At 62.5% G+C, this 22776-nt stretch carries 20 protein-coding genes; 9 read left to right on the top strand and 11 right to left on the bottom strand.

All coding sequences use genetic code 11. From position 1 onward, the window contains the following. The first annotated feature begins 16 nt into the window (after window positions 1-16). The gene (locus AWB82_RS12940; protein ID WP_086967587.1) at window positions 17-697 is read left to right on the top strand and encodes a dihydrofolate reductase family protein; all 681 of its coding nucleotides are present in this window, start codon (window positions 17-19) and stop codon (window positions 695-697) included. A 113-nt stretch (window positions 698-810) separates the two neighbouring features. Further along, window positions 811-1533 (top strand): DeoR/GlpR family DNA-binding transcription regulator, encoded by a 723-nt coding sequence (locus AWB82_RS12945; protein ID WP_086967588.1) that lies wholly within the window; start codon window positions 811-813, stop codon window positions 1531-1533. Between the two features lie 74 nt (window positions 1534-1607). Here AWB82_RS12945 and AWB82_RS12950 read toward each other — a convergent pair whose 3' ends face one another. The 8 genes from AWB82_RS12950 to deoC form a co-directional block, all read right to left on the bottom strand. Beyond that, complete coding sequence (locus tag AWB82_RS12950; protein ID WP_407642994.1) at window positions 1608-2663, bottom strand: ABC transporter permease; 1056 nt, start codon at window positions 2661-2663, stop codon at window positions 1608-1610. Window positions 2664-2665: 2 nt separating this feature from the next. Further along, window positions 2666-4195: a sugar ABC transporter ATP-binding protein gene (locus AWB82_RS12955; RefSeq protein WP_407642995.1), complete on the bottom strand. Its 1530-nt coding sequence runs from the start codon at window positions 4193-4195 to the stop codon at window positions 2666-2668. A 54-nt stretch (window positions 4196-4249) separates the two neighbouring features. Further along, entirely contained in the window at window positions 4250-5254 is a 1005-nt protein-coding gene (locus tag AWB82_RS12960; RefSeq protein WP_086967594.1) for a substrate-binding domain-containing protein, read from the bottom strand. Between the two features lie 61 nt (window positions 5255-5315). Then, window positions 5316-6359 (bottom strand): ABC transporter permease, encoded by a 1044-nt coding sequence (locus AWB82_RS12965; protein WP_086967596.1) that lies wholly within the window; start codon window positions 6357-6359, stop codon window positions 5316-5318. Next, on the bottom strand, window positions 6356-7288 hold the full coding sequence (gene rbsK, locus AWB82_RS12970; RefSeq protein ID WP_086967598.1) for a ribokinase: 933 nt from the start codon (window positions 7286-7288) through the stop codon (window positions 6356-6358). Before rbsK ends, AWB82_RS12965 begins: the two co-directional genes overlap by 4 nt. Further along, complete coding sequence (locus AWB82_RS12975; protein ID WP_086967600.1) at window positions 7285-7767, bottom strand: RbsD/FucU family protein; 483 nt, start codon at window positions 7765-7767, stop codon at window positions 7285-7287. Before AWB82_RS12975 ends, rbsK begins: the two co-directional genes overlap by 4 nt. A gap of 61 nt (window positions 7768-7828) precedes the next feature. Further along, window positions 7829-10219 (bottom strand): aldehyde dehydrogenase family protein, encoded by a 2391-nt coding sequence (locus AWB82_RS12980; RefSeq protein ID WP_086967602.1) that lies wholly within the window; start codon window positions 10217-10219, stop codon window positions 7829-7831. A gap of 26 nt (window positions 10220-10245) precedes the next feature. Next, the gene (gene deoC, locus AWB82_RS12985) at window positions 10246-11253 is read right to left on the bottom strand and encodes a deoxyribose-phosphate aldolase (protein WP_086967604.1); all 1008 of its coding nucleotides are present in this window, start codon (window positions 11251-11253) and stop codon (window positions 10246-10248) included. Window positions 11254-11557: 304 nt separating this feature from the next. Between deoC and AWB82_RS12990 the strand changes: the two genes are divergently transcribed. Next, window positions 11558-12391: an alpha/beta hydrolase gene (locus tag AWB82_RS12990; protein ID WP_235023271.1), complete on the top strand. Its 834-nt coding sequence runs from the start codon at window positions 11558-11560 to the stop codon at window positions 12389-12391. A gap of 23 nt (window positions 12392-12414) precedes the next feature. On the opposite strand, the gene AWB82_RS37045 is transcribed toward AWB82_RS12990, so the two are convergent. The 3 genes from AWB82_RS37045 to AWB82_RS13005 form a co-directional block, all read right to left on the bottom strand. Then, window positions 12415-13176 (bottom strand): hypothetical protein, encoded by a 762-nt coding sequence (locus tag AWB82_RS37045; RefSeq protein ID WP_143756710.1) that lies wholly within the window; start codon window positions 13174-13176, stop codon window positions 12415-12417. Window positions 13177-13307: 131 nt separating this feature from the next. Beyond that, window positions 13308-14120 carry an alpha/beta hydrolase family protein gene (locus tag AWB82_RS13000; protein WP_159462581.1) on the bottom strand — a complete coding sequence of 271 codons (813 nt, stop codon included), beginning with the start codon at window positions 14118-14120 and terminating at the stop codon, window positions 13308-13310. 319 nt (window positions 14121-14439) lie between these two features. Continuing rightward, window positions 14440-15414 carry a ferritin-like domain-containing protein gene (locus AWB82_RS13005; RefSeq protein ID WP_086967610.1) on the bottom strand — a complete coding sequence of 325 codons (975 nt, stop codon included), beginning with the start codon at window positions 15412-15414 and terminating at the stop codon, window positions 14440-14442. A 558-nt stretch (window positions 15415-15972) separates the two neighbouring features. On the opposite strand from AWB82_RS13005, the gene AWB82_RS13010 reads away from it, so the two are divergent. The 6 genes from AWB82_RS13010 to AWB82_RS13035 all read left to right on the top strand — a co-directional run bounded on the left by AWB82_RS13010 (window position 15973) and on the right by AWB82_RS13035 (window position 22755). Continuing rightward, entirely contained in the window at window positions 15973-16941 is a 969-nt protein-coding gene (locus tag AWB82_RS13010) for an AraC family transcriptional regulator (RefSeq protein ID WP_086967612.1), read from the top strand. A gap of 135 nt (window positions 16942-17076) precedes the next feature. Continuing rightward, the gene (locus AWB82_RS13015) at window positions 17077-18135 is read left to right on the top strand and encodes an ABC transporter substrate-binding protein (protein WP_096031430.1); all 1059 of its coding nucleotides are present in this window, start codon (window positions 17077-17079) and stop codon (window positions 18133-18135) included. A 61-nt stretch (window positions 18136-18196) separates the two neighbouring features. Beyond that, window positions 18197-19000: an ATP-binding cassette domain-containing protein gene (locus AWB82_RS13020; RefSeq protein WP_086967614.1), complete on the top strand. Its 804-nt coding sequence runs from the start codon at window positions 18197-18199 to the stop codon at window positions 18998-19000. Window positions 19001-19026: 26 nt separating this feature from the next. Then, entirely contained in the window at window positions 19027-20310 is a 1284-nt protein-coding gene (locus AWB82_RS13025; RefSeq protein WP_086967686.1) for a sugar ABC transporter permease, read from the top strand. A gap of 24 nt (window positions 20311-20334) precedes the next feature. Continuing rightward, on the top strand, window positions 20335-21063 hold the full coding sequence (locus AWB82_RS13030; RefSeq protein WP_086967616.1) for an SDR family oxidoreductase: 729 nt from the start codon (window positions 20335-20337) through the stop codon (window positions 21061-21063). Window positions 21064-21126: 63 nt separating this feature from the next. Then, window positions 21127-22755: an FGGY-family carbohydrate kinase gene (locus AWB82_RS13035; RefSeq protein ID WP_086967618.1), complete on the top strand. Its 1629-nt coding sequence runs from the start codon at window positions 21127-21129 to the stop codon at window positions 22753-22755. Window positions 22756-22776: the final 21 nt, after the last annotated feature.

The following is a 22776-nucleotide window of genomic DNA, read 5'->3' on the forward strand; positions in this document are numbered from 1 at the left end:
CCGTCCGGAGAAAAATATGCATATCGTCTGTCACATGATGTCGTCGATCGATGGCCGCAGTCTCACTGACAACTGGAATCTCGATTTCGCGTCGCCCACCTACGAAGACACCGCCGCGCGCTTCAAGGCGGACGCTTGGGTGTGCGGCCGCGTCACGATGCAGGAAATCTCGCACGGCAAAGACCGCGACTATCCGCGCGGACTGGCAAAGGGACCCATTGCGCGCACCGATCATTTCGCGAAACGCGACGCGAGCCAGTACGCGATTTCCATCGATCCGAAAGGGCGCGTTGCGTGGAAGAGCAATACGGCGCTGGACTCGCATATCGTCGAAGTGCTGGCCGAGAGCGTCGAGGACGATTACCTCGCGTATCTGCAATCGATCGATGCATCGTATGTGTTCGGCGGCAAGGACGATATCGAACTGAAACGCGTCGTCGATACGCTCGAACGCGAGTTGAAAATCGGAAAGCTGATTGTCGAAGGCGGCGGCCATGTGTCGGGCGCGTTCGTCAACACGCAGCTTGCCGACGAAGTCAGCGTGCTAATCATTCCGCTCGTCGACGGACGCGAAGCGCATACGTCGTCGTTCGAAATTGCAATGGATGCGTGGCGAAAGCCTGCCTATCTCAAGCTCGAATCGGTCGAAAAACTGGAACACGACGTCGTCTGGCTGCGCTACACCCGCAAGTCCTGATCTCTCGGGATTTACCCGCGACACCTTGCGCAAGCCGCTAAAAATGCGGCTTGCATTGTTATAATTCTCTCATCCCGCGAACAAAATCTAACATCACTCCTCGCGCCGCTCCGATGGCCAAGACCGACCGCCTGCGCGCCCTTTCCGGCGCGCTCGTAAAACAGAACGTAATGCGTCTGCGCGATGCGGCCGCGCTGCTCGGCGTATCGGAAATGACGGTGCGCCGCGATATCGCCGCGCATCCCGGCCAGTTCACTTATCTCGGCGGCTATATCGTCAGCGCCGCCGATGTGCCCAACGCGGGCTACACCATTGAGGAAGAGAAAGACCATTTCGCGCAGGCGAAGGCCGTCGCATCGACTCACGCGGCGCGTTTGCTCGCGGACAGCGAAACCATCTTCATCGATTGCGGCACGACCCTGACGACGCTCGCGCGTCAGATTCCCACGGAGATGCATCTCACCGTCGTGTGCTACTCGCTCAATGTCGCGGAGATTTTGCGGCGCAAACCGAACGTGCGGATGATCCTCCTCGGCGGCGTGTATGTGCCGTCGTCCGAATCGTTCGCCAGCGACGAGAGCGTCGAGACCTTGCGGCGCATGGGCATCAACAAGGCGTTCATGTCGGCGGGCGGCGTCGATGAAGCGCGCGGTGTCACGTGCTGGAACTTTCATGAAGTTGCCATCAAGCAGGCGGCCATGGCGAGTTCGGTGGAGCGGCATCTCGTAGTCGATGCGAGCAAGTTCGGCAAGGTCAAGGCCGTGCGGTTCTCGCAGCTTTCCGAGTTCGATTCCGTGATCACCGAGGAAGGACAGGCGCTTCAAAAACGCGTCTGAATCATTCCGATAAAAACCAGAAAGGCTCGTTCAGGATTTGAACGAGCCTTTTTCATTCCGCTTTTTAGAAGGCGTTACTGCCTGCGCCCGAGCGCGAACAGCGTCCCCGCCACGAGAATGAACGCGCCGATGATCACTTTCTGCCAGGTGCTCGGCACGCCGATGAGAATCAGCACGCTATTGATGAGCGTCACCAGCACGACGCCCAACAGCGTGCCCGCCACCGTTCCCGTGCCGCCGGTGATACGCGCGCCGCCGAGAATCACCGCTGCGATCACGTCGAGTTCCGTGCCGACGAGATCGAATGGATTCGCGAGCCGGTTCGTCGACACATGCAGAATGCCCGCGACGCCAGCCAGCAAACCGGTATAGCCGAACACGAACAGATGAATCGCGCGCAGGTTATAGCCGAGACGTTCGGCGATCGCGAGCGAGCCGCCCATCGCAAAGACGCCGCGGCCCATCATCGTGCGATTGAGCAGCCACCACGTAACGACAGCCGCGATCACGAGCGCGAGCACGGACACGGGCAGCACGGCGCGCAAGCCGTCCGACGTGTGATAGAAGAACAGCGGCAGGCGCCCGAACGTATCCATGCTGTGCGGAATGTTCATGAAGAACTGCGTGCCGACGAAAGTCAGCAACAATCCGCGATACAGATATTGCGTGCCGATAGTGACGATCAGCGAAGGAGCCTTCAGCCGATGCACAAGCATCCCGTTGATCACGCCGAAAATCACGCCGCCGATCGCGCCCGCGAGCAGAATCAGCGCGAACGGGCACTCGGGCCACCACGCGAAGACGGCCTTGGTGATCGAATACATCGTCAACGCGGCGATGGCCGTGAACGACACGTCGATGCCGCCCGAGGCCAGCACGACCAGCGTGCCGAGCGCGAAGAGCGAGACTGTCGTCGCGGAATGCAGCAAGTCGAACAGCGTGGCGAACTGGAAGAAGCGCGGATTGATGCCGCCCACGACCAGACACGTCACCACGATCAGCGCGGCCGTGAACCACTCCGGATTGCGCATCAGTCGCGCATAAAAGTTGCCCTTGCGCACGCGCGGCGCGACCTGTGCCGCTTGTTGCGGCATCGTCTCGTTTCCCGTGCGGCGGATGGATTCGCTCATGCTCATGCTGCCTCTGAAAGTAGCGCGTGATAAAGATCGGCCTCGGTCAAGCGGTCCGCGCGATATTCATTCGCGACGCGCCCTTTCTTCATCATCAGAATACGGTCGCAGTTCTGCAGCAACTCGGGCAGGTCGTCGCTGATCAGAATGATGCCGATGCCCTCCTTCGACAGCCGCTGCATGATGCGATAAATGATGTCCTTCGATCCCACATCGACGCCGACCGTCGGACCATGAAGAATGAGCACGCGCGGATCGATCGCGAGCCAGCGGCCGATCAAAACGCGTTGCTGATTGCCGCCTGAAAGCGACTGCACCGGCTTATCGACATCCGGTGTCGCGATCTGCAGGTCCTTCACGGTGCGTTCCGCAAGCTCTTGCGCGCGCTTGCGGTCGATCTGCCCGAAGCGGTCGCGCAGGCTCGCGATCATCGCGGTGACGACGTTGTCGCGAATCGGCTTGTCGAGGAACAGGCCTTCGTTTAGCCGATCTTCCGGCACATAGCCGATACGTTGTGCCTTCGCGTCGGCGGGCGATTGCAGACGCACGCGCATGCCATCGAGCGTCACCGTGCCCATGTCGGCGGGCGCGACGCCCGCGAGCGCACGCGCGAGTTCGTTGCGTCCCGAATCGAGCAGCCCCGTCACGCCGAGAATCTCTCCCTTGTGCAGCTTGAACGACACATCGGCGAACTGACCTTTACGGCCGAGACCTTGCACGTCGAGCACGATCTGCGACGCGGCTTCCTCACCTTCGGCACGATAGCGTTCGGTGGACAGATGCTTGCCCGTCATGAGCTCGCTGATCTGCGCCTTCGTATAGTTCTCGATCGGACCTTGCGCCATCTTCTGGCCGTCGCGCAGCACGATAACTTCGCCGCCGATCGCATAACATTCATCGAGCTTGTGACTCACGAACAGCACGGCGACGCCGTCCGCGCGCAAACGTGCGAGCACGGCGATGAGGTTATCGACTTCTTTTTGCGTGAGCGAGGTCGTCGGCTCGTCCATGATGACGAACTTCGCTTCGCTGGCAATGGCGCGCGCAATCGCGACGAGCTGACGCGTCGCGAGCGGCAATTGTTCGATGAGCGTCTTCTGGAAATCGGCGTCGCCCGGCAAGCCGACAGCTTCGAGCGCGCGCGCCGCCGTTCGCGCGAGCGCACGGCGATCGAACGTGCGCGCGAGTCTGCCCGCGTGTTCCGCAAGCTCCGCCGTCAGCGCGACATTCTCCGCGACGCTCATGTTCGGCAGCAGCGACAAGTCCTGATAAACGGTCTCGATGCCCGCCGAGAGCGATTCGAGCGGCGATAACTTTTTATGGCGCGCGCCCTCGATCACGAGCTCGCCTTCATCGGGCGGTTGCGCGCCGGAGATGATCTTGATGAGCGTGCTCTTGCCGCAACCATTCTCGCCGAGCAAGTGATAAATCTGGCCGCGTTCGAACGCGAGGCTCACGCCGCGCAGCGCATACACGCCGGTAAAGCGCTTATGAATATCGACGACTTCGAGGAGCGGTGTCGTAGTGGTCATGTCAGTCCGGGGCATGCGGCGCGCATCGGGAAGAAGCGCGCCGCGCGCATCACATCAGAAGTTGTATTGCTTGTAGTTCGTCTTGTCGACATCGACCCAGCCGGTGCCGCGCACGATCACGCCCTTGCCCGGGCCCTTCGTCACCGTGACCTTGTTGTATCCAACGATGCCGAGGTCCGCGCCGTTCTGCACTTGCTTGCCGTCGACGAGCATCTGCGCGACCTTGTTCATCGCGAGACCGGCGAGCTTCGGGTCCCAGAACGCGATGCCGTTGATCGCGCCGCTTTCGAGGAACTTGGCCGCTTCCGTCGGCAGGCCCGTGCCGTACACGCAGATCTTGCCGACCTTGCCCGCTTCCTCGACCGCGCGACCGATGCCGATCACATCCAGCGACGACGAGCCCTGGAAGCCCGTGAGATCCGGGTGCTTGCGCAGCACTTCCTTCGCGACCTGATACGCGCGCTCGCCGTCGTTATTCGTTTCGAGCTTCGGTTCGACGAGATCCATCTTCGGATACTTGGCCTTCGCATTGCCGATGCCGCCATCGGCCCATTGAACCTGCGAGCGCGAGCCGAGCGAGCCGACCAGCACTGCCCACTTGCCCTGCTGTCCCATGCACTTCGAGAGACGCTCGTTCAGGCCCGCGCCGTACGCGGTGTTGTCGAAGGCTTCGATGTCGACCATCGTGTTCTTCGCGTTGTCCGCTTCATGCGTGACGACCTTGATGCCGCGATCCATCGCTTTCTTGAGCGCTGGTTCGAGCGTCGGCGGATCGTAGGGCACGACGGCGATCGCCGTGACCTTCTTCGCGATCAGATCTTCGATGATCTTCAGTTGCTGCGCGGCGTCGGCGCGGCCCGGACCCGTCTGATACGCGTTGATGTTCGGGTTCTCCTTGCCGAACTCCTTCACGCCTTCGTCCATGCGATTGAACCAGTTGATGCCAGTCACCTTCACGACCGTCACGATGGTTTCATTCGTCGCGGCCTGCGCCGCTGCAATCGCGCCCGCTGCGAGTGCAATCGCGGTGAGTGCGGTGGCGAGTCTGTTGAGTTTCATTGCGCTGTCTCCTTTATTCCTTTATGTATCGATTGGTCTCTTTAACAAATCACACGCAACACTATCGTCCGGTCGATGCGGGCGGCCGTGGAACATTGCTCTTGGGCGCGGCCCCGCCGATGCCGAAAATCGCCCGAACGCGCTCTCCGCCCGCGAATGCGAGCGATGCGAGCAGCAGAAAGCCCCAAGCGCAATCGCCGAAGAACTGCGATACGCCGAGCAGATTGAAGAGGCTCGACAGGAACTGCAACACCGTCGCGGCGAGAAACACGCAGACGATGCGCCCATAACCGCCCGCCGGATTCACACCGCCCATCACCGCGATCAGGATCGCGATCAGCAGATACGAATTGCCGTAGTCCCACTTCGCGCTGGACGTATGCGTCGCGCTGATGAGACCCGCGAGCGATGCGAGCACGCCGCACATGCCATACGTGAGAATCAGCATGCGCGCGCGCGGAATGCCCGCATAGAACGCGGCTTTCGGGTTCGTGCCCATCAGATAGAGACGCAGGCCGAACGGCGTGCGCTTAAGTATCCAGCCGAGCAGCAGGACCGCGGCGACGAAGATCCAAAGTGAAATGGGCACTTGCAGGAAGGTGCCGTTGCCGATATTCGACAGCGGATCGACGTATTCCACGCGCACCGATGCGCCGTTGCTCAACACGACCGCTATGCCAGTGAACAACAACTGCGTGCCGAGCGTGCAGAGAATCGGCGTGAGCCTCAGCTTCGCGATGACGACGCCGTTCAGCAAGCCGCCTATCGCGCCCATCACCACGACGATGCAAACGAACACTGCCGTATAGAGCGCGGGTGAATCGTCGGCGGATACCATGTGCGGCAGAAGCATCGCGGCGACCATGCCGGAGAGGTTCGCCAGCCCGACGCCCGACAAGTCGATGCCGCCATTGCCCGACACCATCGACAACATGATGCCGAGCGCGAGCAGGCCGAGCTCGGGCAACTGGCCGCCCATCGACTGAAGATTGTCGATGTCGAGAAACTGTCCGTGCGACATCCACGTGGCGACGATCACGACGAGCACGTTCACGCCGATCAAGAAGTTGAACTGGCGATCGGCGAGCCACTTCGACGCTTTCATTGCGTGACGCTCCTTTCCGCTAGCAACGCGTTGATTTCATCGAGCCGCGGCATTGACGGCGCGGTGCCCGGACGCGTCACCGAAATGCTCGCGAGCGCGCAGCCGAAACGCACCGCATCGACCGGGCTTTCGCCGCGTGCGAGCGCGGCCGCGAAGCCGCCGGTGAAGCCATCGCCCGCGCCCGCCGTCTCGACGACGCGGCCGCAATCGAACGCAGGCACGAGCGTCGATTCGTTCGGCGTATGCAGGAGCGCACCCGCCTCGCCCAGCGTGACGATCACGGCGCGCGCGCCCTTTGTCAACAGCACATCCGCGGCGCGGCGCGCATCATCGATATTGGCGATAGCCACGCCCGTCAGCGCGGTCGCTTCCGTTTCGTTCGGCGTGATGTAGTCGCACAGCGGATAGATATCGTCGGTGAGCGGCATTGCGGGCGCCGGATTGAAGACGGTCGTCACGCCATGCTTGCGCGCAAGTTCGAGGCCACGGCGCGCGGCCGGAATCGGTTGTTCGAGTTGCGTGACGAAGACGCCCGCGCGCGCGATGTCTTCTTCGATCGCATCGACGTCTTCGGGTGCGAGCGCGCCCGCCGCGCCCGCCGCCACGATGATCGCGTTGCCGCCCGTGTTCTCGTCGACGTAGATATGCGCCGCGCCCGTTGCGACATCGTTCATCACCGTCGCGCGCGATGTGATGCCTTCGGCGCTCCACGTGGCCAGCGCGATGTCACCGAACGCGTCCGCGCCGATGCGCGTGCAGAAGATCACGTCCGCGCCCGCGCGTGCGGCGGCCACGGCCTGATTCGAGCCCTTGCCGCCCGGCCCCATCTTGAACGCGGAGCCCGCGACCGTTTCGCCGAGCAGCGGCATGCGTTGCGCGCGAAATGCCAGGTCCGTCACGTAGATGCCGAGTATGACGACGCTTTTCATCGCGTGCCTCCGTGCGCAACCTCGGGCGCGTCCGGTGCGAGTTGCACGCCCTTCTTGAAGATGAAGCAACCGTAGCCGCGTGCTTCGCCAGTGGCGATCACGCAATAGGCTTGCTTCGCGCGCTCATAGAACGCGAAACGCTCGACCGGCGCGAACGGCAAGGAACGGCTTTCCGCATCGTCCACTTCGCGTTGAGCCTCGCGCTGCACGGCGGGCAAAGTAGTTGCATCGCCAACTATCTCCATGCGACCCGCGGGATCGTCGACGAACGTATCGAGCGGCAACACCGACAACACTGCGCGCACCGCACGCGGCGCGCTCGCGCCGTCCATGCGCAGGACGCGGCCCAGCACCGTTTTGCGCGCGACGGAATCGGCGGGAAAATGAGCGTCGCAGATCACCACTTCGTCGCCGTGGCCCATCGCGGCCAGCGCGTACAGGATATCGGCGTTCAAGAGCGGATCGATGTTCTTCAGCACAGCGTCTCCTCCATGCGTGAGCGCGTCTCGTATAGAGATCTGCGCTCGATCAAATCTGTAATCAATCCCCGTAAGGCACCCAGATATTCTTCACCTGCACCGCCTGACGAAGGAACGGCAGCCCTTCGCTCGCCGCATCGTGCCAGTCGAACACGCGGCCCTGATCGACGAACGTGCGCTTCAGGTTGCCGACCGACTCGCGCTCGACCATTGCCGAAAGCGACGCGCCGTGGAAGCACCAGAGCGCATCGACGTCGTCGTGTTGCGCGAGCGTCTGCGCCAGCGAGCGCGCATCGCCGGTGACGATGTTGAGCGCACCGCCCGGCACGTCCGATGTCTCGACAACCTGATAGAAGTCCGTCGCCATCAGCGGACACGTCTCGCTCGGCACGACGACCACGCGATTGCCCAGCGCGAGCGCGGGCGCGACGAGCGACACGAAACCGAGCAACGGCGCTTCGTCGGGACACACGATGCCGATCACGCCGAGCGCCTCGTGCATCGCGAGCGCGACGCCATGCAGCGGCGGCGCGTGCACGGCGCCGTCGTACTTGTCGGCCCACGCGGCGTAGGTGAACAAACGTGCGATCGATGCTTCGACTTCGCGCTTCGCATCGCGCTCGCTCGAACCGGCGCGCGCGACGAGTTGCTTCGCGAATTCATCGGCGCGTGCGTTCAGGTTTTCCGCGAGGTAATACAGCACTTGTGCGCGGTTGTGGGCGCTCGCCGACGACCATTTCGTCATGCCGCGCGCGGCCGCCACCGCATTACGAATGTCCTTGCGACTGCCCTCGCCCACTTCACCGACGATCTCACCGGCAGGCGAATGCACGAGCCGCGAGTAACCGCTGTCGGGCCGCGCCTGCTTGCCGCCGATGAAGAGCTTCGCCGTGCGGTCGAGCGCGCTGACGTTGCCCGCATCGACGAGCGAATCGGGCTGCGCCTGAAGACGTTTCGTTTCGCCGCGAACCGGAAGCTTGGCCCATGCGCGCGGCTTCAGGTATTCGTAGATGCCCTCGCGTCCGCCTTCGCGACCGAAGCCCGACTCGCGATATCCGCCGAAGCCGACGGCCGCATCGAAGAGATTGGTCGCGTTGATCCACACGACGCCGCATTGCAGGCGCGGCGCGACGTCGAGCGCGCGGCTGATGTTCTCGCTCCACACGCTCGCGGCGAGGCCGTAGCGCGTGTTGTTGGCGAGCGCGACGGCTTCTTCCGGCGTGCGAAAGCTCATCGTCACGAGCACGGGACCGAAGATTTCTTCCTGCGCGAGCGTCGATGCGGGCGCGACGTTCGTGACGAGCGTCGGCGGAAAGAATGCGCCGCCATCGGGCAACGTGGCGCGCGTCGATTGATAGATCTCGCAGCCTTCGCTTTCGCCCTTGTCGACGAGCGCGCGAATGCGTTCGAGTTGCACATCGTCGACGACCGCGCTCATGTCGATGCCCTTATCGAGCGACGTGCCGACGCGCAGCGTGTCCATGCGGTGCTTCAGCTTCTCGATGAAGCGCGCTTCGATGCCTTCCTGCACGAGCAGACGCGAGCCCGCGCAACACACTTGTCCCTGGTTGAACCAGATCGCATCGACGACGCCTTCGACGGCGCTGTCGAGATCGGCGTCGTCGAACACGATGAACGGCGACTTGCCGCCGAGTTCGAGCGTGAGCGACTTGCCCGAGCCGGCCGTGCTCGCGCGAATCTGACGTCCCACTTCGGTCGATCCCGTGAACGCGATCTTCGCGACACGCTCATGTTCGACGAGCGTCGCGCCCGTGCGTCCGTCACCGGTGACGACGTTGAGCACGCCCTTGGGCAAGCCCGCGCGAGCGCTGAGTTCCGCAAAGAGCAGCGCCGTCAGCGACGTGAATTCGGCGGGCTTCAGAACGACGGTGTTGCCAAGCGCGAGCGCCGGCGCGATCTTCCATGCGAGCATCAGTAGCGGAAAATTCCACGGCACGATCTGGCCGATCACACCGAGCGGCGTCCACTCGGGAAACTCCTTGTCCTGCAACTGCGCCCATCCCGCGTGATGCAGAAAATGCCTTGCCACAAGGGGTATATCGATGTCGCGCGACTCGCGAATCGGCTTGCCGTTATCGAGCGATTCGAGCACGGCGAACAGACGGCTGTGCCGCTGCACCATGCGCGAAAGCGCATAGAGATGGCGCGCGCGCCCCGCTCCGCCGATGGCTTGCCAGCCTTCGAGCGCATCGTGCGCGGCTTGCACGGCGGCATCGACATCGGCATTGCTGCCCTGCGCGATCGACGCGAGCACGCGACCCGTCGCCGGTTCGCGCGAGTCGAAACGCTCGGCGTCGCCGCTGTCGCGCCACGCGCCGTTGATGAAGTGCCCGAAACGCCCGTCATGCTGATCGAGCCATGCGCGCGCGGCGCGATCGTCTTCCGGTGCGGGTCCGTATTCCATCGAGGAGAAGTATTCGGCAACGCTCATGAGGCTGTGTAGTGAAGTCGGTTGAATCAGGCGACGGGATGGCGGTTGAACGCCGAATAGCGTCCGCTCACATGATGTTCGAGCTGGCGTTCGATATCCGAGAGCAGGCTCGATGCGCCGATGCGGAACAGATCCGCTTCGAGCCATTCGCGCCCGAGCTCTTCCTTCATGAGGATCTGATATTCGAGCACCGACTTTGCGGTGGACACGCCGCCCGCGGGCTTGAAGCCCACCATGACGCCCGTGCGCGCGAGATATTCGCGGATCATGCGCACCATCACGAGCGACACGTCGAGCGTCGCGTTGACGCTTTCCTTGCCCGTCGATGTCTTGATGAAATCGGCGCCGGCCATCATGCAGATCATCGATGCCTTCGCGACATTCGACAGCGTGCGGATATCGCCGGTGGCGAGAATCGCCTTCACGTGCGCATCGCCGCATGCCGCGCGGAAATCGCGCATCTCGTCGTAGAGTGCTTGCCAGTTGCCCATCAGCACATGCTCGCGCGTGACGACGATATCGATCTCGGACGCGCCGTCTCGAACCGACGCCTCGATCTCGCGCAACTTGAGTTCGTGCGGATTGAGGCCGGCGGGAAAGCCCGTCGATACCGCCGCGACCGGAATGCCGCTGCCTTCGAGCGCGTTCACGGCCGTTTTGACGTAGCGGTGATAGACGCATACCGCACCCGTCGTGATAGATAGAGGCGTCATGCCGAGCGCGTCGAGCAAATCGTCGCGCAATGGACGACGCGCCTTCGCGCAAAGGCGTTCGACGCGACCGTGGGTATCGTCGCCGCTCAGGGTCGTGAGATCGATGCAGGTGATGGCCTTGAGCAGCCAGGCCGCCTGCGCGTCTTTCTTCACGGCGCGGCGCGTGCCGAGCGTCGACGCGCGGCGCGCCACGGCCGATTGATTCACACGCAGACCGTCGAGCCACGAGAGATCGAACGGTACGCCAGGATTGCGGGCGCTGGCGTGAACCTGAGACTTCCCGGGCCACGCGACGATGGACTTAGATGCAGTTTCCAGCATGAGATCGGTGTGCCGGCGTCTTGTGCGACGCACAACAGTTTTTGATAGATTGATCTCAGTTTATAGCATTCTTGTTAGGATCGTGACATAGGGAAAGTTCGGAGGCGAGAGGTTTGCTGATGGGCACGAAAAATTGATAACGCATTCGTGGAGTGCAGTGCATCCGATAACCCTCGCGCTGCGTAAATGTCTTACAGCTCCGCTCACAGACATCCGAATGCCGGTTTTCAGACTACCTACCCCTCTTTACATTCTTTTGGCAGCGTCCGTCGCGGCGATCTCCGCATGCAGCCCGGTAAGAGTTATGAACGGGTTGACGCCGCACGGCACGTACGATCTTCGCGGCGATATTCCCTACGAGGCAGGCGATCGCCACACGCTCGACGTCTACAGCCCGAAAGCGCAGCAGTCATCCGATGCGCCGAGGCCGCTCGTCGTTTTTTTCTATGGCGGGAGTTGGCAAACCGGAAATCGCCAGGACTATCTATTCGTAGGCGAGGCGTTGGCGTCGCGCGGGTACGTCACCGTCATTCCGGATTACCAGCGCTATCCTGAAACGAAATTTCCCGGCTTCATGGATGATGCCGCCGCCGCTGTCGCCTGGGCGCGAGCGCACGCCGTTGAATTCGGCGCCGACCCTCAGCGCATCTTCTTGATAGGGCATTCCGCCGGCGCTCATATTGCGATGCTACTCGCGACGGACCGCCGCTATCTCGCACGACACAATGTCGAGGCGGGTTCTCTCGCCGGCGTGGTGGGGCTGGCAGGTCCGTACGACTTCCTGCCGTTGCAGGACGCGACGTTGAAAGAGGTGTTTCCGCCAGATGTCAGAAATGACAGTCAACCGATCAACCATATCGACGGTGCCGAGCCGCCGATATTTCTCGGCGTTGGCACGGCCGATCACACGGTTGATCCTGGCAATACGACCCGTTTTGCTGCGCGCCTTCAGGCCGTCGGCGACCGTTACGAGTTAAAGCGCTACGCGGGCGTGAACCACGCAATGATCGTTGGCAGTTTCGGACGGCCTGTTCGCTTGTTGTCCCCCTTCATCACGGTTGCGCCAGTGCTCGATGATGTATCGCGATTCATCGACACGCATCCCGGCGGAAGACGTTCCGATGCTGCAATTCGGTAAGACGTCTGCCAAGCAGACACAAGTTACTTATGCGCCGTACTCGGCGATCCACCCGGCCCATAGGGATCCGGATTGCCGAATCGAGGAAGCGATCCGTTCATGCGCGCCTGTCGAAGTTCGTCTTCAACGTCCTGCCGCGTCTTCTTCGGCGGTGCGGTGCTCGAAGGGCGGGCTTCGGCATGACTTTCCCGGTTATCCGCATCAGGTGGCATAGGCGTAGATGCTGGACTCTTCGCCAAGTCGGGCGAGGACGCAAGCGCGCCCGGAGCACTTTTCGCTTCAATCGGCACGGACGCCATCGGCTGGTCGGATGCGCGTGACGCACGATCATCGCTCTGCGCTTCCGATTTCCCTGCATCGCTTCGTCGTCTGGACTGCTTTTCCGTCGAAGACGCTGAAGCGTCGCCCTGATGCTTCTCGCGTGTCTTGGTCGATGGAAGCGGTTTTCTATCGGCTTGTGAGGGAGACGAACGCCTCTCTCGCGGACTGACGTCCAGTTCGTCACCTGCGTCGGGGCCAATGACGGATATCGTCGTTTGAACGTCGTCGGACTTCTCTTCCTCGAAGTTTTCCTGTTCCGCCAAACTACCGCTCGCCGACCCCACGATCACAGCGGGCTCGGCGCGACGAACGGCCCCCATAACCACAGATGCTCGTTGTCGAGATGACCACGCTTGCTCGACCGTGTGATGCCCGTGTCGTTGAAGCAATGCGAACAGGCCGATGATCGACAAGAGAATGACTGAGAGACCCAGAACGACAATTCGGTCGGAAAATCTAACCATCACAACATTGATCCTTGCTGTCTTGCAGCCTTAAGTTACGGTCGATCGTGCATACACCGAATCGATCGAGGACGCTTCAACAAAATGCGCCATTGGAAAACCAGGCGGCCTCGACCGTATGACGATAGCTTTCAGCCTGGCAGTGTTTGTACGATGCGCAAAAGCTGCGCCCATACGGGTGATGTCGTCGAGATCTCGTCGTAGTGCGTGGCGGCGGGAATCTCGACGACGCGCACCGCATTGCCCGCCTGCCGCGCCTGCGATGCAAAAGCCGCCACGACCGCTGGTGCCGAGACCGTATCGAGCGAACCATTGATCAATACGATCTTGCTCGTATCCAGCGGCAGCATTGCTGCAGGCGATGTATCCCGTAGCGGCTCGGGGCGACCCGGGGCACCTGTGAGGACGGCGGAATCGATACCGCAGACGTCGTGAATGCCTGATCGGTTGCTTAAGTTGGGCAGCGCCCCAAGGCCAATCACTGCGGAAATACGCAAAGGCCGGGCATTGAAAAGAACGCTCGATACGGGAATGTTCTTGCGACCCGCAGCCCATAACATGAGATGCGCGCCTGCGGAATGCCCGACCCCGATAAGCCTGTCGAGATTCAAGTGCCTTGTTTGCGCCTGATCCTGTACCACCGCAAGTGCTGCAGAGATGTCTTCATAGGTGCCCGGAAAACCTCCGCCAGACTCGTCGATTCCTCGGTACTCGATGCTGTAGACGGCGAACCCATGTTCGGCGAATGCCTTCGCCATCCCGGCGACTTGCCGCAATCCTTGAAACTTATGCACCCAGCAGCCGCCATGAACAACGACCACAACGGGATAGGGGCCGCGCCCCGAGGGTCGAAAGAATTCGACGAACTGCGAAGGCGCTTTTCCATACGGGATGCGCTCATCCGCCGCTGGACCACGCATGTGCATGTAGTCTTGCAGCGTCATTGGACACGCGTATGCGACACCCGAAATGATCTCAAGACATGCGAACAGTGCGCTTACCACGAGCGCGCGCAAGCCTCGAATGTTCAAGCTCATTAGCTCATTTACCTGCGTGAAGAAAACGGAACGACTCCAGTAATTGCAGCATGACGCCCGCAACGAGGAACGCAACGCCCAACATCATGCGGACGCGCAAGCGCCACGTGCCCACGGAATCATTGCGCATAGCTTCTCTCTCCGAAATTCGACCCAAAAAGCGAGGTGCGCACGCTCGCGAGGCTTCTCATCCAACCTCGCGAGTGTGCGCGAGCTTCGCTCTCGCCTATGCGAAGGCGCTACTCATATGCAACGTACCATTCACACCGGCCGGGAAAAATCCACCCTGCGCGACGGCGCCTTTGTTCAGATAAACAATGTTGAGTACATCGTCATAACTTCGGCTGAACGCGATGCCGTTGTTATCCAATGGAACGATGTTGGAGATTTGCGAATTGACGCCCGCGATGCCTTGGTCGACATCGCTCGACGCATCGAGAGAATCCCGCGCGTCTGAAATAGCCTGCGTTGCGGTCACGAGGCTGGGTGTCTGAATGCCTTTGCTATAGAGCACTGTCCTGACGAGACCCGCGTGATAAGCCTCGGCCGCGAGAATGCCCGCAGCCGCTTCGAGATACGTCTTGTTGGTGATGAGAGGCGCTGCCCCCTTATAAGCGGTGACACCGACATCTTCGAAGATGAAGGCGCCCAACAGGAAGTTATTGTCATTCAAGTAAGGGTTGAATGGCGTGCCTGCGGGAACGAGACCCGCTGCCTGAGCCGCAAGCGAGAATGCGCCGTTGGGATCGGTGCCGCCTACATCGAGCGACGGCATCGCCACGGCAGCGCTCCCCAGTGCCGAGCGCAGGAAGGCCACGTGTTCGAGTTCGTCCTTGGCGATCTCGCGCGCATAAGCTGCAACCACGGGATCGGTGAAGGTCACCTGTTGCCCCGGAATGACCTTTCCCATGGTGCCGGCACCGCTCATGAGATTTGCGGGCAGTCCGGCGCCCGTGGTGGCGTATGCATAAAACGATGCTTCGAGATACTCCAGATTCAGGGCGAAATTGAGAATCTCGGGATCGGTCGGTCCGGTTGCCGCATTGGCATTGTCGCCCGAGCTGCCTCCGCACGCGCCGAGTATGGTTCCTCCAACCAGGCCCAGACTCAACCCGCCTGCACTGCGAAAAAATTGACGACGCCGCTCGCGTCGTTCGACGCGCCTGTCGAGTACATCCGTCATCGAAGACCTGTCAGCCATGTCCGTCTCCCAAGCATTGAATGTGGAGGCGACGAGCCGTTGGCACGCCGCGTTAATAGAACGGAGAGAGAACATGACGGCCTTTACCTGCGTGCCAGTAAGGTCGCTCTCAATGACGCATACGTGAGTGAGAACTGGGATGGATTCGAATCGTTACAGAATCTTTCAACTCGAAGACGAGGCGTGCCTGTCTTTACCGGGCGGCATGCATGCACGTGCAAACGCGACCGCAAGCACGTTGCTGGCTCGGCTCATCGCAATGCGCCTTCGCGATCGATCAAGAGAGCAGTCCGACGTGGACGGGCCTGCGCGCCGGTCGGGTCGCATTTTTGTGAGCGCCCCACTGCTTCTTTGCGCTTGAATCGTCCGCCCTCTACACGCTGTTGCTTTGCACAAAAGTTGACTTTCGCACCCTAAGGACTAACCCGAATGCAAAAAAATATCAGTCGATGGTGTTAATTTAAGTGGTGTGATGACACCGAAAGGGCTACTTTTCAGTCATGGCAAGACGCGAAGAATCGCGCCGCTCATGAGCACAAAAAGCAGCGGAGACGATGGATGACAGCAAACCGGAAGACGGCGCGCAGCGATGGCGCCCGTCACGCCAAAGCGACCGAGCCCGATCTGGAGCTGGTCGCCGTCTCGCGCGACGAGTCGTTCAAAGTGTGGTCGCATGGCTATCCGTATCGCACCGTGCGTTGGCACTTTCATCCGGAGTACGAGATCCATCTCATCACGGCGACCACGGGCAAATATTTCGTCGGCGATCACATCGGCAATTTCGCGCCGGGCAATCTCGTGATGGTCGGGTCGAACCTGCCGCACAACTGGGTCAGCAACGTTGCGGGCGGCGACCGCGTAGTCGAGCGTTGCCTGGTGCTGCAATTTCATTCCGCATTTGTTACGCGTGCGACCGAGGCCTTTCCGGAATTCAGGCGCATGGAGTCGCTGCTCGATTCGTCGCGCTGGGGCCTGCTCTTCACGCAGGAGACGGGCGCGGCCGCCGAGCCGATCATGCGCGAGATGTTGGGAGCCCAGGGCATGCGGCGTATCGCGCTGCTGGCGGCGTTGTTTGAATTGCTGGCACAGAGCGAGGAACCGGCGAGGCTCGCAAGCGACGCGTATCGCGCCGACCCTGACCGTTACGGCGAGACCCGCATCAATCACGTGCTGTCGTTCATCGGGAAGAATCTTTCGCAGGAGTTGCGCGAGACCGAATTGGCGGAACTCGCGGGACAGAGCGCGAGCGCCTTCTCGCGGTATTTCCGCCGACATACGGGCGTACCGTTCGTCCAGTATGTAAATCGGCTGCGTATCAATCTCGCGTGCCAGTTGCTCATGTCGGACGAGCTGAGCGTCACCGATATCTGCTATCAGGTCGGCTTCAATAACCTTTCGAACTTCAATCGCCAGTTCCTTTCGCTCAAGCAGATGTCGCCGACGCGCTGGCGCGCGTATCAGCGGCTCAATGCCGCGAGCGCGGCCGATTCGATCGAACCGGCCGAAGTGCCTGAGATCGTCGGCTAGCGTGTGGCGGAAATGGTGACGCCAGGCATCCGACAATCCATTACTTGAAAAGGATACCTAATCTATTTAATTGCGCATGCGATGAGCCACCCACGGTAGTACGACACTCGAATCCTAATAAATCGGAGACACGCGATGAAAAAGCTCTCAACCCAGTTGATCAGTGCGGGCGCGCTGAGTCTTGGCCTGTCGTGCAGCCTGCCGGCGCTGGCCGCGCCCAGCGGCACGGTTGCATTCCTGATGCCCGATCAGGCGTCGACGCGCTATGAACAGCACGACTTTCCCGGCTTCAAGGCCGAAATGACGAAGCTTTGTGCGGACTGCAAGGTGCTCTATCAGAACGCTAACGCGTCCGTCGCGACGCAGCAGCAGCAATTCAATTCGGTGATTGCGCAAGGCGCGAAGGTGATCGTCCTCGATCCGGTGGATTCCACGGCCGCGGCTTCGCTCGTGCATATGGCGCAAAGTCAGGGAATCAAGGTCATCGCTTATGACCGGCCCGTGCCGTCGACGCCGGCGGACTATTACGTTTCGTTCGACAACGAAGGCATCGGCAAGGCCATCGCGACGTCGCTCGTCGAGCATCTCAAGGCGACGGGTATCGCGACCGGCAAGGGCGGCGTGCTGGAGGTCAACGGCTCGCCCACGGACGCGGCAGCGGGCCTCATCAAGAAGGGCATCCACGCCGGTCTGCAAAGCGGCGGCTACAAGACACTCGCGGAATACGACACGCCGGAATGGGCGCCGCCCAAGGCTCAGCAATGGGTCAGCGGGCAGATCACGCGCTTCAGCTCGCAGATCGTCGGCGTGGTGGCGGCCAACGACGGCACGGCCGGCGGCACCATCGCCGCCTTCAAGGCAGCGGGCGTCAATCCGGTGCCGCCCGTGACCGGCAACGACGCGACCCTCGCCGGCCTGCAACTCATCATTTCGGGCGACCAGTACAACACCATTCTCAAGCCGAGTGAGATCGTCGCGGCGGCGGCGGCGAAAGCGGCGGTCGGGTTCCTCTCGGGACAGCCGCCAAAGGGCGAAACCTCGCTCTTCAACACGCCGACGCAGTTGTTCAAGCCCGCGGTCATCACGGCGCAGAACATCAAGACCGAAGTGGTGGACAAGGGCTTCGCGAACGCGAAGGAGCTGTGCACGGACCGTTACGCGGACGGTTGCAAGAAGCTCGGCATCACGCACTGAGCGTGACCGATACCGGCGGAGCCCGCTGTCTGCGGGTTCCTTCGCACCGAAGAGGAACATCATGAATGCAAACCCTACCCCGCGCGACGGACCCGGCGAACTGGTGCTGAGCCTGCGCGGCGTCTCGAAGCATTTCGGCGCGGTGTCGGCGCTCACCGACATCGAACTCGACGTGCGTGCCGGCGAAGTCGTCGCGCTCGTCGGCGACAACGGCGCGGGCAAATCGACGCTCGTCAAAATCCTCGCGGGCGTGCATCAGCCGAGCGCGGGAACGATCAGCTTCGGCGGCAAGGAAGTCACGCTGTCCGACCCGGGCACGGCGCTCGACCTGGGTATCGCGACGGTCTTCCAGGACCTCGCTCTGTGCGAGAACCTGGATGTCGTCGCCAACATCTATCTCGGGCGCGAACTCGCCCCCATGCGTCTCGACGAAGTGTCGATGGAAGTGCGCGCCTGGACCCTGCTGAACGAGCTGTCGGCGCGCATTCCGAGCGTGCGGGACGTGGTCGCCTCACTTTCGGGCGGACAGCGTCAGACCGTGGCCATCGCGCGTTCGCTGCTGCTCGATCCGAAGCTCATCATGCTCGACGAGCCGACCGCCGCGCTCGGCGTCGCGCAGACGGCCGAAGTGCTGAACCTGATCGAGCGCGTGCGCGACCGAGGCCACGCGGTCATCATGATCAGTCACAACATGGAGGACGTGCGCGCGGTCGCGGACCGGATCGTCGTGCTGCGGCTCGGCCGCAACAACGGCGTCTTCTATCCCGATTCGTCCAATGCGGAACTGGTGGCCGCGATCACCGGCGCGACGGAGAACGCCGTGTCGCGCCGCGCCGGACGTCGTCAGACTCAGCAGGACGCATGAAACAGGACACCGGAAAAGGATCGATCATGAGCAAGCACACTCCGGGCAGCGCGCCGCCCGACACGCAGAGCGCGCCCCAACCTTCCACCCTGCTCGATCGCAGCGACGTGCGCGTGAAGCACGCGAGCGGCGTCGGCGAAACCATCTCCGCATTCTTCGACCGCGTGCGCTCCGGCGATCTGGGTTCGCTGCCGGTCATCGCGGGTCTCATCATCATCTGGACCGTGTTCACGAGTCTGAATCCGGTCTTTCTGTCCGCCAACAATCTCGTCAACCTGCTGTTCGATTGTTCGACGGTCGGCGTCATCTCGCTTGGCATCGTTTGCGTGCTGCTGGTCGGCGAGATCGACCTGTCGGTGGGCTCGATGAGCGGCTTTGCCTCCGCGCTCGTCGGCACGCTGTGGGTCAATGAAGGCTGGCCGGTGCTGCTCGCCATCGTCGCGGCGATCGTGGTCGGCGGCGTGATCGGTGCGGTGTACGCGCTGCTGCTCAACCGGCTCGGCATGCCGAGCTTCGTCTCGACGCTCGCGGGACTGCTCGCGATTCTCGGGATGCAGCTCTATGTGCTGGGCGCGAGCGGTTCCATCAACCTGCCGTATTCCACGACGATGGTGGATTTCGGACAACTGATGATTATCCCGGCGCTCGTCTCGCATGTGCTGGCGCTGCTGCCCGGCGCGGCGATTCTCGTGCTCGGTCTGCGCACGCGGGCGCGTCGTCAGGCCGCGCGGCTCTCCGCGCCCTCGATGGGCAGTCTGCTCGCGCGCGCCGCCGCCATCACGGTGTTTCTGGAGATCGTCGTCGCCTATCTCAACACGGGGCGAGGCGTGCCGCTGATGTTCGGCGTCTTCCTGGGCCTTACCGTGCTCATGGACTACGCGCTGACGCGCACGCGCTGGGGCCGCTCGATGAACGCCGTCGGCGGCAACCGCGAAGCCGCGCGGCGTGCGGGCATCAAGGTGAGCGCCATCTATACGAGCGCCTTCGTGCTGTGCGCGAGTTTCGCCGCGCTCGGCGGCATTTTCACGGCCGCCCGCCTTGCCTCCGCGAGCCAGCAGGCCGGCACCGGCGACGTCAACCTGAACGCCATCGCGGCGGCCGTGATCGGCGGCACAAGCCTTTTCGGCGGCCGCGGCAGCGCGTATTCGGCAGTGCTCGGGATCATCGTGATCCAGTCGATCGCAAGCGGCCTCACGCTGCTGAATCTGTCTTCTTCGTTGCGCTTCATGATTACCGGCGCGGTGCTGGCCATTGCGGTGATCGTCGATTCGCTCGCCCGGCAATCGCGCGTATCGCACGGCCGCGCCTGAGCGGACCCTACAGGAGAATCGTCAATGTCAGTATCCATCGCGGGAAAAGTGGCCGCCATCACCGGCGCGGCGTCGGGCATCGGCCTGGAGTGTGCGCGCGTGCTCATCGAGGAAGGCGCGAAAGTCGTGCTGATCGATCGCGCGCAGGACCGGCTCGCGGCCTGCTGCGCGGAACTCGGCGCGAACGCGCTGCCCTTGTCCGTGGATTTGCTGAAGCCGTCCGAAGTCTCGGCGATACTGCCGAAGATTCTCGATCTCGCGGGCGGCCTCGACATCTTTCACGCCAACGCGGGCGCTTATATCGGCGGCGAGATCGCGGAGGGCAATCCGGACGAATGGGATCGCATGCTCAACCTGAACATCAACGCTGCGTTCCGTTCGGTGCATGCCGTGCTGCCGCACATGATCGCGCAGAAGTCGGGCGATATCCTGTTCACGAGTTCGATTGCGGGCATCGTGCCGGTCGTGTGGGAGCCGATCTACACGGCATCCAAGTTCGCCGTGCAGGCGTTCGTGCACACGACGCGGCGTCAGGTCGCGAAGCATGGCGTGCGCGTCGGCGCGGTCGCGCCCGGTCCGGTCGTCACGGCCTTGCTCGACGACTGGCCGAAAGCCAAGATGGAGGAAGCGCTCGCTTCCGGCAGCCTGATGCAGCCGCGAGAAGTCGCCGAAGCGGTACTGTTCATGTTGACGCGGCCGCGCAACGTGACCATTCGCGACCTCGTTATCCTGCCCAACAGCGTCGATCTGTGAGCGCGATTCAGGCGGGCGATGCAATCGCGCTGTCACGACCCTACTCTAACCACGGACAGAGAGATGAACGCAAGCAACCCGAGCGCCGGTGAACGCTACGTGATCGGCGTCGATGTGGGCACCGGCAGTGCCCGCGCCGGAATTTTCGATGCCGCCGGCAACATGGCCGCCTCGGCGAAAAAGGACATTACGCTGTTCCACGAAAGCGGCGCTATCGTCGAGCAATCGAGCGGGGAAATCTGGAGCGCCGTCTGCCACAGCGTGAAGGAAGCGCTCGCGCAAGCGGCGATCGCGCCCGAGTCCGTCGCCGGCATCAGCTTCGATGCAACCTGTTCGCTGGTCGTGCTGGGCGATGGCGGCACGCCGCTGCCAGTCGGACCGTCGGAGCAGGCGGCGCGCGACATCGTGGTGTGGATGGATCATCGCGCGCTCGAACAGGCGCGGCGTATCAACGCGACCGGCCACGCGGTGCTGAAGTTCGTCGGCGGCAGAATCTCGCCGGAAATGGAGACGCCGAAGCTGTTGTGGCTCCTGGAAAACCGCCCGCAAGTCTTCGACGCTGCATGGCAGTTCTTCGATCTCACCGACTTCCTGACATGGCGCGCGACCGGCGATCTGTCGAGGTCGGTCTGCACCGTGACCTGCAAGTGGACTTATCTCGCGCACGAACGGCGCTGGGACGACGATTATTTTCGGACCGTCGGACTCGGCGCGCTGGCGGACGAAGGCTTCGCGCGCATCGGCCAGCATGTCGTCGAGCCGGGCACGCGACTGGGTAACGGGCTCACGGCGCTTGCTGCGGCGGAGCTCGGCCTCGTCGCCGGAACGCCGGTCGGCGCGGGCGTGATCGATGCGCATGCGGGCGGCATCGGCACCGTGGGCGCGCAAGGCGAGCCGGAGTCCTGCCTGGCCTATGTGTTCGGCACCTCGTCCTGCACGATGACGACGACCGCCGAGCCGGTGTTCGTGCCCGGCGTCTGGGGGCCCTACTTCTCGGCGATGGTGCCGCAGGCGTGGCTCAACGAAGGCGGCCAGTCGGTCGCCGGCGCGGCGATCGAGCGCCTGCTCGCGATGCATCCCGCCGCCGCCGATGCCGCGGGTCGCGCGAAAGAGCGCGGCGAATCGATGCCGGGCATGCTGGCCGGGCTCGCGGCCGAGGCGTCCGCGAGCCTGTCGGAAGCCGTGAATCTCGCCGATGGCCTGCACATCGTCCCCGAGTTCCTCGGCAACCGCGCGCCCTTCGCCGATCCCAATGCGCGCGCGGTCATCGCCGGTCTTGGTATGGAAACCGGCCTCGACAGTCTGGTCGCGTTGTATGTCGCGGGCGTGTGCAGCATCGGTTACGGTCTGCGTCAGATCATCGAAGCGCAGGCAGAAGCCGGCGCGCCGATCGAGCGGGTGATGATCAGCGGCGGCGCGGGCCGGCTCGATCTCGTCCGGCAACTCCTCGCCGATGCGACCGGCAAACCGGTGCTGGCCACCCACGCCGAGGAACCCGTGCTGCTCGGCGCTGCGATGCTCGGCGCGGTAGCGGGCGGCGTGTTCAACGACGTTCGCTCGGCGATGAGCGGCATGGCGCGCGTCAAGGAAACCTACTCGCCGGCAACCGGCGATCTCGCGCAACTGCACGACGCGCGGTATCGCGCATTCATCCGGATGCAGCGCTGTGCGCGCGAGATTCGAGAAGACTAGCCGGAACGGGCGGCGTTGCGC

Origin of the sequence: Caballeronia glebae, from assembly GCF_001545035.1 — a bacterium.
Classification (GTDB): domain Bacteria; phylum Pseudomonadota; class Gammaproteobacteria; order Burkholderiales; family Burkholderiaceae; genus Caballeronia; species Caballeronia glebae.

Coding starts and splice junctions, on each gene's coding strand:
- AWB82_RS37045 (WP_143756710.1), bottom strand. CDS start 13,176: ATGGTTAGATTTTCCGACCGAATTGTCGTTCTGGGTCTCTCAGTCATT.
- AWB82_RS13035 (WP_086967618.1), top strand. CDS start 21,127: ATGAACGCAAGCAACCCGAGCGCCGGTGAACGCTACGTGATCGGCGTC.
- AWB82_RS13010 (WP_086967612.1), top strand. CDS start 15,973: ATGACAGCAAACCGGAAGACGGCGCGCAGCGATGGCGCCCGTCACGCC.
- rbsK (WP_086967598.1), bottom strand. CDS start 7,288: ATGAAAAGCGTCGTCATACTCGGCATCTACGTGACGGACCTGGCATTT.
- AWB82_RS12955 (WP_407642995.1), bottom strand. CDS start 4,195: ATGACCACTACGACACCGCTCCTCGAAGTCGTCGATATTCATAAGCGC.
- deoC (WP_086967604.1), bottom strand. CDS start 11,253: ATGCTGGAAACTGCATCTAAGTCCATCGTCGCGTGGCCCGGGAAGTCT.
- AWB82_RS12965 (WP_086967596.1), bottom strand. CDS start 6,359: ATGAAAGCGTCGAAGTGGCTCGCCGATCGCCAGTTCAACTTCTTGATC.
- AWB82_RS13015 (WP_096031430.1), top strand. CDS start 17,077: ATGAAAAAGCTCTCAACCCAGTTGATCAGTGCGGGCGCGCTGAGTCTT.
- AWB82_RS13020 (WP_086967614.1), top strand. CDS start 18,197: ATGAATGCAAACCCTACCCCGCGCGACGGACCCGGCGAACTGGTGCTG.
- AWB82_RS13030 (WP_086967616.1), top strand. CDS start 20,335: ATGTCAGTATCCATCGCGGGAAAAGTGGCCGCCATCACCGGCGCGGCG.
- AWB82_RS13025 (WP_086967686.1), top strand. CDS start 19,027: ATGAGCAAGCACACTCCGGGCAGCGCGCCGCCCGACACGCAGAGCGCG.
- AWB82_RS12990 (WP_235023271.1), top strand. CDS start 11,558: ATGAACGGGTTGACGCCGCACGGCACGTACGATCTTCGCGGCGATATT.
- AWB82_RS12960 (WP_086967594.1), bottom strand. CDS start 5,254: ATGAAACTCAACAGACTCGCCACCGCACTCACCGCGATTGCACTCGCA.
- AWB82_RS12945 (WP_086967588.1), top strand. CDS start 811: ATGGCCAAGACCGACCGCCTGCGCGCCCTTTCCGGCGCGCTCGTAAAA.
- AWB82_RS13005 (WP_086967610.1), bottom strand. CDS start 15,414: ATGGCTGACAGGTCTTCGATGACGGATGTACTCGACAGGCGCGTCGAA.
- AWB82_RS12940 (WP_086967587.1), top strand. CDS start 17: ATGCATATCGTCTGTCACATGATGTCGTCGATCGATGGCCGCAGTCTC.
- AWB82_RS13000 (WP_159462581.1), bottom strand. CDS start 14,120: ATGACGCTGCAAGACTACATGCACATGCGTGGTCCAGCGGCGGATGAG.
- AWB82_RS12950 (WP_407642994.1), bottom strand. CDS start 2,663: ATGAGCGAATCCATCCGCCGCACGGGAAACGAGACGATGCCGCAACAA.
- AWB82_RS12980 (WP_086967602.1), bottom strand. CDS start 10,219: ATGAGCGTTGCCGAATACTTCTCCTCGATGGAATACGGACCCGCACCG.